At 32.8% G+C, this 13412-nt stretch carries 15 protein-coding genes and 1 riboswitch; of the genes, 5 read left to right on the forward strand and 10 right to left on the reverse strand.

Annotated elements, in window-relative coordinates; genetic code table 11:
- Positions 1-57: 57 nt before the first annotated feature.
- Positions 58-750, reverse strand: a complete 693-nt coding sequence (locus CAP47_RS11855; protein ID WP_100776805.1) for a hypothetical protein — start codon at positions 748-750, stop codon at positions 58-60.
- 430 nt (positions 751-1180) lie between these two features.
- Between CAP47_RS11855 and CAP47_RS11860 the strand changes: the two genes are divergently transcribed.
- From CAP47_RS11860 to CAP47_RS11875, 4 genes are all read left to right on the forward strand, one after another.
- Entirely contained in the window at positions 1181-1714 is a 534-nt protein-coding gene (locus CAP47_RS11860; protein ID WP_100776806.1) for an RNA polymerase sigma factor, read from the forward strand.
- On the forward strand, positions 1711-2493 hold the full coding sequence (locus tag CAP47_RS11865; RefSeq protein WP_100776807.1) for an anti-sigma factor domain-containing protein: 783 nt from the start codon (positions 1711-1713) through the stop codon (positions 2491-2493). The genes CAP47_RS11860 and CAP47_RS11865 overlap by 4 nt, the downstream gene beginning before the upstream one ends.
- Positions 2494-2729: 236 nt before the next feature.
- On the forward strand, positions 2730-4289 hold the full coding sequence (locus CAP47_RS11870; protein WP_100776808.1) for a CHRD domain-containing protein: 1560 nt from the start codon (positions 2730-2732) through the stop codon (positions 4287-4289).
- Positions 4290-4410: 121 nt separating this feature from the next.
- Positions 4411-4815: a hypothetical protein gene (locus CAP47_RS11875; protein WP_100776809.1), complete on the forward strand. Its 405-nt coding sequence runs from the start codon at positions 4411-4413 to the stop codon at positions 4813-4815.
- Here the strand turns inward: CAP47_RS11875 and CAP47_RS11880 are convergent.
- On the reverse strand, positions 4808-5809 hold the full coding sequence (locus CAP47_RS11880) for an acyl-CoA dehydrogenase (protein ID WP_100776810.1): 1002 nt from the start codon (positions 5807-5809) through the stop codon (positions 4808-4810). The genes CAP47_RS11875 and CAP47_RS11880 overlap by 8 nt on opposite strands.
- Positions 5790-6395, reverse strand: a complete 606-nt coding sequence (gene pnuC, locus CAP47_RS11885; RefSeq protein WP_100776811.1) for a nicotinamide riboside transporter PnuC — start codon at positions 6393-6395, stop codon at positions 5790-5792. The genes CAP47_RS11880 and pnuC overlap by 20 nt, the downstream gene beginning before the upstream one ends.
- Before the next feature lie 47 nt (positions 6396-6442).
- Positions 6443-6551: riboswitch (TPP riboswitch) on the reverse strand.
- Positions 6552-6697: 146 nt separating this feature from the next.
- On the opposite strand from pnuC, the gene CAP47_RS11890 reads away from it, so the two are divergent.
- Entirely contained in the window at positions 6698-7333 is a 636-nt protein-coding gene (locus CAP47_RS11890; RefSeq protein WP_100776812.1) for a YceI family protein, read from the forward strand.
- Between the two features lie 34 nt (positions 7334-7367).
- Here the strand turns inward: CAP47_RS11890 and CAP47_RS11895 are convergent, their stop codons facing one another.
- From CAP47_RS11895 to CAP47_RS11925, 7 genes are all read right to left on the reverse strand, one after another.
- Complete coding sequence (locus CAP47_RS11895) at positions 7368-7634, reverse strand: hypothetical protein (RefSeq protein WP_153043523.1); 267 nt, start codon at positions 7632-7634, stop codon at positions 7368-7370.
- 112 nt (positions 7635-7746) lie between these two features.
- Positions 7747-7962, reverse strand: coding sequence for a hypothetical protein (locus tag CAP47_RS11900; protein WP_100776814.1), 216 nt, complete (start codon positions 7960-7962; stop codon positions 7747-7749).
- A gap of 140 nt (positions 7963-8102) precedes the next feature.
- Complete coding sequence (locus tag CAP47_RS11905; RefSeq protein ID WP_100776815.1) at positions 8103-8657, reverse strand: glutathione peroxidase; 555 nt, start codon at positions 8655-8657, stop codon at positions 8103-8105.
- A 147-nt stretch (positions 8658-8804) separates the two neighbouring features.
- Positions 8805-9386, reverse strand: coding sequence for an energy transducer TonB (locus tag CAP47_RS11910; protein ID WP_100776816.1), 582 nt, complete (start codon positions 9384-9386; stop codon positions 8805-8807).
- An 82-nt stretch (positions 9387-9468) separates the two neighbouring features.
- Positions 9469-10311, reverse strand: coding sequence for a sulfurtransferase (locus CAP47_RS11915; protein WP_100776817.1), 843 nt, complete (start codon positions 10309-10311; stop codon positions 9469-9471).
- A gap of 7 nt (positions 10312-10318) precedes the next feature.
- Entirely contained in the window at positions 10319-10807 is a 489-nt protein-coding gene (locus CAP47_RS11920) for a thioredoxin family protein (RefSeq protein ID WP_100776818.1), read from the reverse strand.
- 29 nt (positions 10808-10836) lie between these two features.
- Positions 10837-13221, reverse strand: a complete 2385-nt coding sequence (locus CAP47_RS11925) for a TonB-dependent receptor (RefSeq protein ID WP_238141054.1) — start codon at positions 13219-13221, stop codon at positions 10837-10839.
- Positions 13222-13412 lie beyond the last annotated feature (191 nt).

Below are 13412 nucleotides of genomic sequence, written 5' to 3' on the forward strand. Positions count from 1 at the left end.
AGTCTCAACCTATACCGCTATTACGTTTATATATTGTTATGTCATGTTTTTTTATCATTATCCTTTATCACAATGACAATCATTTGGACCTATTGTTGTAACATTACAACAGGCATAATACCCTGAACCACAAGAAACGGAACAACCTGAAGAACCACCTCCAATACTACAACCCGTAGAGCCTTCACCTCCGGCATCACAATCTCCTTTATGTGTTAGAACAGCACTTGTTGATACCTCATTTATTAAATTGTCAACTGATAATTCATTAAAATTTGCATCTTCTTTATCAAACCATTTATGAATTAATATTTTAAAATTATCAATCCTTTGAATACTATTATTATTAGTCAAGATTTTTAAATCTGTATTAATAATTTCATTTACATTTCCTTCTACTCCAAGAAATAAATCATCATTTAATAATATTCCATTTTTTAAATAAGATAATTTTTCAATGTTTATATTAATATCAAAGGATTCATCCACTTCATCAAATAGGAACACATGTCTTGTTTCATCAGTTTCTGTATAAATTACAAACTGATTTCTTGTAGGCTTAACGATTTTAAATTTCCCTTTTAAAAAAATAGAATTTTGATAATTTGCTTTAATATTTTTAATTTCTTTATTTTCAATTTTTTTAGACAAAAAATTGTATTGATCTATTATTGTATTTTCATCAGCACTACAAGAAAAAAGCAATGCTAATACTAGTACTGGTAATAAATTTCTAATAATTACTTTCATAGGAATAAATTTTATTGATTAAATTTAATGTTTCGATTTTCAAATTAATGCTCATAACACTAAATAAATCTGTAATTTTTTTATGTCGTTTCAAAATCATTTCGACTTTGGGTGGTTAGCCCATTTTTAACCATTATATTTTTAAATTTTACATAACTAATATATATTCACTGATATAATTTTTTAAAAGTGCATAGACATTAAAAAATATTTATTTGAATTTATTAGTAATTATTTATAAAAATTAGAGGCGTTAAAAAGTAAAATTTCATTTTTTAAAAAACTGAAATAATATTAACACGACACATCTTGGCTTAATATTCACTAAAAAACAACTTAATTTAATATTTTTATTTAATTTACCAAAATAAATAGCCTAAAAAACTAATTAAAATGCAATTTTTGTAATTCTATAAACAAAAATTTATTTATGCAACAAGATCAACTCCTTGAACTTCTTCAAAAGAAAGATGAAAAATCTTTTGATCACTTATACGATATGTATGCCCAAAGTCTTTTTGGTGTGATACATGCCATTGTTAAAAACAAGGCGCAAGCTGAAGATGTTTTGCAGGAAGTGATGGTCAAAATCTGGCAAAAAATTGACACTTACGATGCTAGTAAAGGGCGATTTTACACCTGGATCGTTAATATTGCTCGCAATGCAGCCATTGATAAATACAGATCTAAAGCTTATAAAAAAGAAAGAGAAAACCTAAGTACAGATAATTTCGTAGATGTTATAGAAGGCTCTTACAATTTAGGAAAACTGACAAACGCGATTGGCATTAAAGCTTTTATAGAAAAACTAAAACCTAAGTGTATCAAGATAATTGATTTACTGTTTTATAAAGGTTTTACACACAAAGAGGCTGCAGAAAATTTAAGCATTCCTTTAGGCACTTTAAAAACAAGAAATAGAGCTTGTATCAATGAATTAAGAACTTTATTAGATATCAAATGAGCACACAAGAATATATAGATTCAGGAATTTTAGAGCTGTATGTTTATGGTTCTTTATCTGCTGAAGAAGAGAAAGAGGTGGATGACATGATGGCAAAACATCCTGAAGTTAAAAAGGAAGTTGAAGCCATTGAGGAAGCCATCATCAGGCTATCTAACAGCGCCTCGCCATATCTGCCCGCTGTCAATTATGAGCGAATTAAACAGAAATTATTTAAGAAAGAAACCAAAGTTAGGGAACTCCCAAAAACTTCAGCAATGACATACATCGGATGGGCTGCGGCTGTCCTTTTATTGATTGCTTCTGGCGTTCTTTATCAACAATACAACAGCACTCAAAATGAGATTCAGGTTGTCAATCAAGAAAATGAAAAGCTTGAAAAAGAAAACACATATTTAGAAGAAGTTCAAGATGATTATGCAACCATCATGACATTTTTAAGTGATGAAAACACTGAAGCTATCGCTTTGGACGGACAAGAGAATTTCGCTCAGGCTTATGCAAAAGCTTATTATAACAAAGACTCCAAAGAAGTGATGATTGACGCCAAAGGTTTACCAAAACCTCCAGAAGGCATGGTTTATCAAGTTTGGTCACTGAAATTAGACCCGTTAACGCCAACCAGTGTTGGGCTTTTAGAGGAGTTTACAGATAATGATTCCAAGTTATTCCGCGTTGCACAAGCGCCAACTGCTGAAGCTTTCGGTATTACTTTAGAACCAGCTGGCGGAAGTAAAACACCAACATTAGAAAAATTATATACCTTAGGTAAGGTTTAAAATAGCATTCCTCATTTTTTAAATAAGTTGACACAAAATCCCTACACATCACGTAGGGATTTTTATGTTTACATGAATTCGCTTCAAGTTTTATATAAAAAAATATAATTTTAATCATCTGAATATCAATTCATTAAAAATTAATTTTAAAAAAATTTCATTTTTTTAAAACCAGAACTTCTTTTCTCTCGTAAGTAAAGAACAAAGCAAAAATGTTTAATTAAAAAAATGAAATCATGAAAACTAGAATTTTAGCTTCTTTATTAATCACATTTATAACTTTCACAAGTTGTAGTGATGACGACGACGGAATGTTACCTCCAACAATGGGAGATAGCAAATCTTACGAATTAATGACAGTTTCCAATCCAGCAATCTCAGGAATGGTGACTTTCACAGAAAATGACAACAGCAGTATTACAGTTGACATCGATCTTGACGGACCGACATCAGGAATGCACCCAGCTCACATTCACATGAATACTGCTGCTGAGGGTGGAGACATTGCAATCAGCTTAGAGGCTGTTGATGGCACAACAGGAATGAGTTCGACAACATTTACAACAATGGATGACGGAACTTCAATTACTTATCAAGAACTCATCAATTTTGATGGTTATGTCAACGTTCATAAAAGTGCAGATGATTTAGGAACTTTAGTAGCGCAAGGTGACATCGGTCAAAATGAATTGACTGATAATTCTAAAACTTATGCATTAGGTAGTGTTGCCAATCCTAACATTATGGGGAACGCAATGTTTACTGAACGTGTTAACGGAACGACGCTGATTGAAATTATGTTAGATGGAACGCCAGCAAACGGAATGCATCCAGGACACATTCACATGAATACTGCTGCTGAAGGTGGTGATATTGCAGTGACTTTTACACCTGTCAATGGTGAAACTGGGATGAGTAAAACTCAAGTTGCTATGCTTAATGATGGAACGGCAATTACTTATGATGAATTGTTAGACTTTGACGGTTATATCAATATCCATAAAAGTGCAGATGATTTAGGAACTTTAGTAGCACAAGGTGATATCGGTCAAAATGAATTGACTGATAATTCTAAAACTTATGCATTAGGCAGTGTTGCCAATCCTAACATTATGGGGAACGCAATGTTTACTGAACGTGTTAACGGAACGACGCTGATTGAAATTATGTTAGATGGAACGCCAGCAAACGGAATGCACCCAGGACATATCCACATGAATACTGCTGCCGAAGGTGGTGATATTGCAGTGACTTTTAAACCTGTCAATGGTGAAACTGGGATGAGCGCAACTCAAGTTGCTATGCTTAATGATGGTACGGCAATTACTTATGATGAATTGTTAGAGTTTGACGGTTATATCAATATCCATAAAAGTGCAGATGATTTAGGGACTTTGGTAGCACAAGGTGACATCGGTCAAAATGAATTGACAGGTGAGTCTATGGCTTACACTTTAGGAACAGTCGATAATTCTGGTGTGAGCGGTGAAGCTGTTTTTCACGAAAGAATGAACGGTGAAGCTCTACTAGTCCTTGATGTGATGGGAACAATGTCTGGAAATATGCACCCATCTCATATTCACATGGGAGACATCAACAATCCTGGTGATATTGTTGTCGGTTTAAATCCTGTTAATGGAGAAACTGGTCTATCAATGACAAATATCGCGATGCAAGAAGATGGCAGCATGTTTGGCTACCAAGATGCTTTAGATTACAATGGATATATCAATGTCCATAAAAGTGCAAGTGAACTTAATGTTTTATTAGCGCAAGGAAATATTGGCTCTAATTAAGTTGTGATTGAGTTTTTTTGTTGAGAAAGCTGTCTTTAATTAGACAGCTTTTTTTATGTAAAATGAAATTGACAATCTTTAAACATGATAAAAACTATATATTTACATGATATTTTTGTAAATGAAAAAATCTTTAAAAATACGCTACACGAAAAAGCGATTAAGATCAAATCTTTTTTTAGGCCTTTTATGGTTAACTCTTGGCATATTAAGCATTGTATTTTCATCTCAAAAATTCATGATGTATAGCTATTCAGGTTTAGGCATTTTATATTTATGTGGCTATTTCTTTGAGAATTACTATCAATATATAAGCATTGAGAATGACATTCTCATATTACACAAATTGAAAAGCCAGAAAATTAAACTTCAAGACATTCAACAAATCAAAAACATAAAAGGCGATATCATTCTCGAATCTGAGTCTCATAAGCTCAAAATCAATCCTGATTTAATTGAAGAAGAATCTTTGAAAAAACTTAAATCTTTGTTTGAAGAAAATACAAAACCATCCATTTCTATCTAAAAATATGATGTTGTGTCGCTGTAAAATAATCTCTAAAAATCTGATTGAGTTGCTGATCTGTTCGGCTCGCTTTGACACCTAAATATGGATAAACTGAAGTGATAGCAGCTGTCATTTTTTTGACGGATACTGATGCTAAACGATGTATTTCAGCTTTATCTTCTTCTGTTATAGACTCAGCTTTTTCTATCTGATATTCGATCTGTGAAGCCAATTTAAATAATAAATTTTCAGTTTCATTCTCGATTTGTAATAGCAAATTTTCTTGCTTTTCAGTTAAAGATTCGTATCCTTCTTCTATGAAATGAGAAAGCATCCCTAAATAATTCACCCATAAAGTAAAGTCGGCAAAAACCCTAAATGGTATTTTAAAAACATCTTGTGATGTATAAAATTTATCATAGACAAAGCTATATTTTTCTTCCACCTCAACATCACAAACTTTAAATGAATGAGTTGCTGTAGCTTGCATTCCCATTGTAGACCAGTCTTTAATTAACTCAACTTTTTCACGAGGAATTACAAAAGACTTCATCATATCAGTGCCATCAGAATTTTTGACTTGCCTACCGTTTTCAAGAATTTTTGCACTTAATGTCATATGCGATAAATAAGGCGCGCCTGTGGCATAGCGCCAAGTTCCATTAATTCGATAAATATTGCCAAATTTTTCGGCAGTTCCGAAAATGCCACCACTTCCGCCAAAAGAAATTTGAGAGGGTTTATTTTTGAAAATATTTTCTGCTGCTTCGGGCTGAAGATTGCCCACAAAATAATTAGCCCCGCTACAAAGAGTTAATGTCCAGCCTAAGCTACCATCAATTTTTGCAAGATGTTTTAGTTTTTTGAGGCCTTCTGTTAAAGTCAACTCTAAGCCGCCATAAGATTGTGGCACCCAAATGTTCCATAAATTATTTTCTTCAATCCAAGTTATAATTTCTTTTGGAAAAATTTTGGCTCTTAAGCATAAGTCTCTAAGCTGTGATGTATTCATGTTCTTTTTTATTTCGCATAATTCGTCGCCAGTTCAAGTAACCCGATGTTCCTAAAATAAAAAGGAAAACACTTAAAGCGGCATAGATATAAAGTTCTTTATAAACCAATAAAGGAATTGAGATAATATTACTGATATTGAGGTATATCCAGTTTTCCAATTTGCGTTTTGCCATTAGCCACATCCCTGCCCATGCAAAAGCACTAACAATTGCATCCCATAATGGTACATCAGAATTTGTATAAAAAGCCAACCAATAATACATTAAGCCAAAGCATGCTAAAACAATACTAATGGCATAAAATTGCTCTTTTAAAGTGGTCACAGAAATTAGGCGTTGAGCCTTTTCTTTACCGTATTTCCAGTAGAAATAACCATAAACACTCATTATTAAATAATATATATTTAGTAATATATCACCATAAAGCTTGGAACGATAAAGCACAATTGTACTCAGTAAAATAGCTAGGATACCAAACAAATAATTGTTGATGTTATTTTGTCGAGATAAAATAACTTGCATCACGCCAAAACCAGTTCCTAAAGTTTGCATGATGTTAATCGGCGTCAGAATTTCTCCAAACATCAGTTTTTACAATTAGTATGGAGTGACGAAATCCTTCGCTTGTGAAGAGTGTAATTAAAAATTATACCTACGCTGGCATTATCCAGATCAGGTTTTGCTCTATCGCTTGGGTTTCATCTCAGCCTACATTTTATACAAGCACCCCATTATTTTCAGCAAAGATATCAGGATTTGTAAACTAGCCAAAGTAAAACCATGCTAACAAATCGCAATCCAAAAATATATTAAGTTTTATTTTAGATAACTGAGTTTGTTAATGCTTAATCATTTTGTAATTTTAACAAAAATTAAAATCCATTACAATGAAAAGAATATCACTTTATTTATTTGTTGCAGTTTTATCTGTGACAATGAGTTGCCAGAAAAACAACAAAACTAAAAGTTCAGAAAAACAAACGCAAACTGAACAAAAAGAAACAAAAGAAGAATCTTTAAAGCTAACACCTCAGAAAACAGAATTAACTTGGACTGCCTATAAAACAACAGATAAAACACCAGTAAACGGAACTTTTAAAACTTTAAAGTTTAAAGAACAAACTGGTAAAAACGTTGCTGAATTATTCAACAATCTTGAATTTTCAATACCAGTAAGCAGCTTATTTACAAATGATGACACAGGAACGAGAGATCCGAAGATTAAAGAATCTTTTTTCGGTGAGATGATTGATCCTGATGTGTTGACTGGAAAGATAATGGTTGATAACGAAGAATACAAAGTACAAATCAACATGAATGGTGAAACAAACACAATTCCTTTAAAAGTTGAGGTATCAGACTCAAACGAAGTCACAATGATAGGAACAATGGAATTAAAAGATTGGAAAGCTTTAGATGCCTTATCCTCTCTTAACGAAGCTTGTTTTGATTTGCACAAAGGCGGTGATGGCGTTAGTAAAACTTGGGAAGATGTAGCTCTTGAAGTTAAAGCTCAGCTTTAATAAATCAGTTTTTAAAAATATCACAAAGCTTCTGCTAAGGCAGAGGCTTTTTTTGCGCCAAATTTTTTAGTTCTATTCTTTGTACTTGATAAAATAAAAAAGAGCCAATTGCATACATCACAACATCCCAAACATCTGCTGTGTAGCGCTCAGAAATTGGTGACATTATCACTTCAAAATAAATAGCATACATAATAGTAAGACTTATCACATGCCATTTTGTCAAATAAAAATCTTCCACAAAAAACCTTATGATAAACAGAACAAGACCACATATAACTGGCATGCAAAGCAAATCCATAAAATAAAATTGAATGAATGCGGGAAATTCAACACCAAGATGATTTAAAACCAAATAGGAAAAACTTAGAACAACACTGAGCCACCAAAATATTATAGCCCGCTTCATCTTGTTAAATAAATAAAAGTGAAATTAACCAAGCAAAGAATGCCCCGATTGCCATCACGGCAATCCAAAGGTAGAATCCGATATTTGCGAAAATTCGCACAATTAAAAGCGGATGGTCTCTCAAGCTTTTTTCAGGAGGTTTCGACTTCTTTTCTTCTTCAATTTCTGACATTATTAACACACTAGAATCATTTGCAATAATAGCCTCTTTAAGCGTCATTTATTGATTATATCTGTTAAATATCCTCTAGAAGTGGTTGATATTAATTCTTAAATCATAAAAAAACCTTTGTAGTTTTTATGCAAATCCACAAAGGCCTGTAAGGTTTTCTTTTTCAAATATTTTAATCTGAAAAAAAATTAACTTTTCTCTATCCAATTAGTGATACTTTCATCCATTGGTGATGTTGCAGATGGCAACACACGGACAACTTTTCCGTTTTCATCTATCAAATACTTTTGAAAATTCCACTTAACTTCTGAATCTTGAAAATCATTCTTTTCTTTTTGAGTTAAAAACTGATAGACAGGATGCATATCTTTTCCTTTTACTGAAATTTTACTCATCATCGGAAATGTCACACCATAGTTAGCCTCACAAAAAGTGGCAATTTCTTCATCGCTACCTGGTTCTTGTTGTCCAAAATTGTTAGCAGGGAAACCGATAATCACAAAATCATCTTTTTGATATTTTTCATACAAAGCCTGTAAATCTTTATATTGAGGCGTAAATCCGCATTTACTTGCCGTATTCACAAGCATGATTTTTTTCCCTTTTAGATTTTCAAAATCAAATTTTTGCCCTGAAAGGTCTTCAACTGTAAATTGATAAATTGTGCTTTTCATGTCCGATTTTTTTTGTGCAATTGTATTTAGGCTTAACATCAAAAAGCTGAGTAGTAATATTTTTTTCATGGTTTTAAATTTTTAGCTAAAATAAGTCGATTCGTTGTCTCATATAATCTGGTTTAATTTTTTTAGGTTTTAATTAATATCCGTGAATTAAAAAAAGAAGCTGCATAAAAGCAGCTTCAATAATAAAATATCTAGTGGATGAAGAATTTAATTAATTTTAAATTTTACTGGTAAAGCGTAGGTTGCTTCAATAGCTTTACCATCTTTCATCGCTGGATTCATTGTCGGTAAAGATGAAATAATACGTTTGGCTTCTTCTTTCAGTAATTTAGATTCAGAACGTGTTTCAACCTGATTAACACGACCTTGATTATCAACAATAAAATTAACGCGAACAGTATGCTCTCCTTCAACAATTTCATCTTGCACTGATTTGATATCAAAATTTTCTTCAGCAAAATCTTGAATTTTATCAATTGTACATTGTCTAGAATCATCTGAATCTTCACAGCCTGGATATGTAAATGTTGGCATTGATGCTGCCGACACACGTTCTCTTTCTCTTTTCTTCTTGCCTTTTAAAGCATCGTCCTTAACATTTTTTGCTTTTCTATTTTTTTGAGATTTGTAAGCATCATCCTCATCTCTCATTTCAGGCTCCTCAAGTGTGACGTCATCTTGATCAGATTTTGATTTATCATCAGCACATGAAGCAAAAGCCATCATGAAGCCGAATACACAAAAAAATAAAAGATTCCTTCTTTGGGTCAAATTTGTTAATTGTAACATGGTATTAGGTTTTTGGTTATTTAACAGATAAACCTATAACTTAATATCATTTAACGCAAAATTTAAACAAAACTTTATAGTTTCACCCATGAAGCATTTTTCTTGACCACTCGCCCCACGAGCCGACATATAACTTAGATATTTCCAATCCAGCCGCTGACATTGCTAATATAGAATGACAGGCTGAAACGCCGCTACCACAATGAAATATGAGTTTTGAACTTTCAATTGTTGATAGCTTTTCTTGATATAACTCACGCAATTTATCTGGTGAAAGAAATTGTCCTTTTTCATCTAAATTTTCTTGAAAAGGAATATTAATAGCTGTTGGAATATGACCTGCAATCGGATCAATAGGTTCAACTTCTCCGTTGTATCTTTTTTCTCCGCGAACATCAACAATTTGGATATTCTCATCTTCAGTTGCTTTTTCAACTTCTAAGAAATCCGCTAAAGGCAATTGCCATGAAGTTAAAGGATAATCTTGAACAGGTTTCATTGAATTTTCATCTTTTTGCATTTCAAAATTTTCTTTTTCAGCAGCTTGTAAGCCACCATTAAGCACTTGTACTTTTTCATGCCCAACGGCTTTTAGCATCCACCAATATCTTGCGGCTGCGAGTGCGCCGTTTTTATCATCATAAATAACAACATGTGAAGAAGATTGAATGCCAAGCTGGCCTAGAGTTTTTGAGAATACATCAAGCTTTGGTAAAGGATGTCTGCCGCCTTGGCTGAAGTTTTTATCTTGAGCTGATAAATCGTTTTCTAAATCGACAAAAATTGAATTTTGAAGATGTTTTTCTAAATAAGCTTGATGAGCAGATTCTCCAAATCTAACATCAGCAATAATAAGATTATTTTGAGATTGTATTGCCTTTAATTCTTTTACTAAGATTAAAGGATTGATTGTATTTTGAGACATAGATTAATTATTTATCGTTTAAAACTGAAATCACTTCTTTCAGTTCTTTCTCCATTTCTTGAGGAGATAAATATCGAAAATAACGTCTGACTATCTTAAAATTTTTATCTAAAATTACGCTAAAAGGTAAAGTCATGTTATCCTGATGGCGTTCGGCTAAAATTAAAGGAATTTCATGGTAAGATTGTCTTCTATTGTTAACTTCTCTATTTTTAAAAACTTGACCATCAAACAAAATCTCATCTGTACTTTCAGCATGCATTTTAACATTGATAAAGTTTTGGTTTAATAAATTGATGACTGGTGCTTTTTTGAAAGCTGCCAATTCCATTTTTTTACAATAGACACACCAATCAGCGTGAAAAAAGATAAAAACAGCCTGCGGGGTTTCATCAATTTCAGATTGTAAATCTTGAAACTGAATCCACTCCACTTGAGACTGTCCTTGAACATATTGGCTAAAAACCAAAAAAACTAAAACAAAAAAACCTTGCATGAATTTATCTTTAAAAAATAGAATTTATTTTAATGTAATTTACCAAATTTAATTCCGATAAAATAAGTTCTTGGCATTGCAGGACCATAAATATAATCTGCATCGCGTTCTGGTCCCTGATCAAAATCGTCTTGATAACTGTTAAAAATGTTTTTTACACCTCCTGAAAATGTGATCATAAAACTATCATTAAAATGTACGTGAGATTCCATTTTTAAATTGACATCCATGAAAGAATCGACTTTATTGAGACTTAAAAATCCATTAGAATTTATCACACGAGGGACGGTCATTTCACCAGTATAAGTGCCGGTAATATCAAGATTAAACAAATCACTTGGCATCCAAGAAGCTGTAAAGAATCCATAAATATCAGGGTTTCTAACAAACTCATCTACATAAATATCCCTTTCTGTTGTTCCTGTTTGCGCTTCGTATAAAAGTTGTGCTTCCTCGTATTTTGATTTCTGAAATGTCCCACCAATTTGAAAGCTATATTTTGTGGAAGGAGAATATTTAAACTCCACATTTGCGCCATAAACAGCAGCCCCTTCACCGTTCTCAACTTCTTCTAAAATGGAACCATTTGGTAAACTCGCACCTTTACTCACCATTGTAAAAGGATCATTGAGCTGAGTATAAAACCCTTCAACTAATAAATCAAATTGCTGTTTTTGCTTAGTTTTCGAAAAATTAAAAGAAGCCGTATAAGCATCAGAATATTCAGTTTCTAAATTTTCAGATAAGATCACAAATTGAGGTTCGCCACCAACACTCGATACATGCAAATCTTCATTAAAAGCTTGTGGAGCTCTAAAACCTCTTGCATAACCACCACGCAATTTGATAGCTTCATTGACGTCATAAGATAAAGTCAGTCGCGGTGAGATAGCATTTTGAGTGATATCAACATCACGTTCCACATTGCCAACACGGTATTCACCTTCAACATCAATACGATCAAAACGTGTTCCTACTAAGGCTGTTAATTTATCTGTTGCCTTCCATTCGTATTGTACATAACTTCCAAAACTATTGACTGTTTGGTCAATTAATCTATTATAGCCTTTAATTTCATCTTCAGTGGCACTGTGGTTGAATTCTGCTCCTGCTGTTAAGATATCTTCATTTTCAAAATGTTTTGTGTATTGCACACCATTATTCCAAGCTAAATCTTTTGTATTTCCAAAAGCATTGGCTGCCAGAATACTGTCTTGAGCCGTTCTGCCTCCACCTAAACCACCGTAAAAACTGCCGCGATCTGTATGACTTACTGAGGTGTACAAAGTAACTTGTTGAGTAAAATCTTTGGAGTTTATTTCATAATCCAAACCGCCAATAAAAGTATCATGCTCTAATTGTTCAGTAATATCTGTAAATTGTGGCGCAAGTTCTAAACGATCACCACCGCGACGAAACTCATGAATGACATTTAAGTTTAATGAAAGTCGGCTGTAATCATTTGGCTTTAAAAATGCTTTTGAGCCAAGCGTGTTATTCTTGAGTTTAACCATTTCTGTAAAGCCATCACCGTCAGCATCATAAGCTTGACGATCTCTGTAGCTACCGAAAAAAGTAACACCACTTTTTAAATCATCAGCAACATTTGACGTGTTAAAATTTAAAACACGATCAAAAGATTTTCCATCAATATAAGATAAGTTTGAACCAATTTCCCAAGTATTTAAAACTGGGTCCTTCGTAATAACATTCACCGTTCCCGCAATAGCATTAGAGCCAAAAAGTGCTGAACCACCACTACGCACAACCTCAACGCGATCAATGATTGTTGTCGGGATTTGCTCCAAACCATATACACCCAAAAGTGATGAAAAAACAGGACGACTGTTCATTAATATCTGCGTGTAACCACCATCCAAACCATTTAAGCGAACTTGAGTAAATCCACAATTTTGACAGTTTGTTTCCACACGTAAACCTGGCGAATAATTGAGACCTTCAGCCATCGAAATTGATTGGGTTGCTGTTAATAGTCTTGGACTAACTGTAGAAACAACGACTGGCGTTTTACGCCTTTGTACGCGATTTCGTGTTGCAGTGACAACAATTTCATCTAAGCCAAGTACATCCTCAATAAGCGTCATGTTTTTGGTTAAGATTTCTTGTTCTTTTAAAGTCACATTAAGTTTTTGAGATCGAAAACCTTGTGAACTTATAGTAAGCAGATGCTCACCAGCAGATAATTTGAGTTCATAATAACCATCAATATCTGAACTTGTACCTACTTTTTCATCAGCAGAATAAATATTTACAAAGGGAATAGGATCTCCTTTTTCGTTAACAACTTGTCCTTTCATTTCTGCTGTTTGGCTTTGAGCTTGCATTGTCACCCCTAACATCATGAAGCTTAAAAGCATGTATATTTTGTGTCTAAAATTAATTTTATGAATCATAATTAATATTTTTAGGCAAAACTAAGATATAATTAAACATTAACGAAATAAACGACAGGAAAATTTTAATTAGAATATGTTAAATATTGAAGAATTATATTTTGATACAATTTTTAATTGCAACCAAACAATTGAAATGAATAAAATTATTAACATTATCAAGTTATTAAATGTAGATTTACGGACTTAAA

This window comes from Psychroflexus sp. S27 (assembly GCF_002810405.1).
Classification (GTDB): Bacteria; Bacteroidota; Bacteroidia; order Flavobacteriales; family Flavobacteriaceae; genus Psychroflexus; species Psychroflexus halocasei_A.

Bases quoted from the DNA above. Each gene is read 5' to 3' on its own strand.
- CAP47_RS11915 (WP_100776817.1), bottom strand. From the start codon at position 10,311: ATGTCTCAAAATACAATCAATCCTTTAATCTTAGTAAAAGAATTAAAG.
- pnuC (WP_100776811.1), bottom strand. From the start codon at position 6,395: ATGTTTGGAGAAATTCTGACGCCGATTAACATCATGCAAACTTTAGGA.
- CAP47_RS11910 (WP_100776816.1), bottom strand. From the start codon at position 9,386: ATGTTACAATTAACAAATTTGACCCAAAGAAGGAATCTTTTATTTTTT.
- CAP47_RS11900 (WP_100776814.1), bottom strand. From the start codon at position 7,962: ATGACGCTTAAAGAGGCTATTATTGCAAATGATTCTAGTGTGTTAATA.
- CAP47_RS11875 (WP_100776809.1), top strand. From the start codon at position 4,411: ATGAAAAAATCTTTAAAAATACGCTACACGAAAAAGCGATTAAGATCA.
- CAP47_RS11920 (WP_100776818.1), bottom strand. From the start codon at position 10,807: ATGCAAGGTTTTTTTGTTTTAGTTTTTTTGGTTTTTAGCCAATATGTT.
- CAP47_RS11925 (WP_238141054.1), bottom strand. From the start codon at position 13,221: ATGATTCATAAAATTAATTTTAGACACAAAATATACATGCTTTTAAGC.
- CAP47_RS11860 (WP_100776806.1), top strand. From the start codon at position 1,181: ATGCAACAAGATCAACTCCTTGAACTTCTTCAAAAGAAAGATGAAAAA.
- CAP47_RS11880 (WP_100776810.1), bottom strand. From the start codon at position 5,809: ATGAATACATCACAGCTTAGAGACTTATGCTTAAGAGCCAAAATTTTT.
- CAP47_RS11890 (WP_100776812.1), top strand. From the start codon at position 6,698: ATGAAAAGAATATCACTTTATTTATTTGTTGCAGTTTTATCTGTGACA.
- CAP47_RS11855 (WP_100776805.1), bottom strand. From the start codon at position 750: ATGAAAGTAATTATTAGAAATTTATTACCAGTACTAGTATTAGCATTG.
- CAP47_RS11895 (WP_153043523.1), bottom strand. From the start codon at position 7,634: ATGGATTTGCTTTGCATGCCAGTTATATGTGGTCTTGTTCTGTTTATC.
- CAP47_RS11905 (WP_100776815.1), bottom strand. From the start codon at position 8,657: ATGAAAAAAATATTACTACTCAGCTTTTTGATGTTAAGCCTAAATACA.
- CAP47_RS11865 (WP_100776807.1), top strand. From the start codon at position 1,711: ATGAGCACACAAGAATATATAGATTCAGGAATTTTAGAGCTGTATGTT.
- CAP47_RS11870 (WP_100776808.1), top strand. From the start codon at position 2,730: ATGAAAACTAGAATTTTAGCTTCTTTATTAATCACATTTATAACTTTC.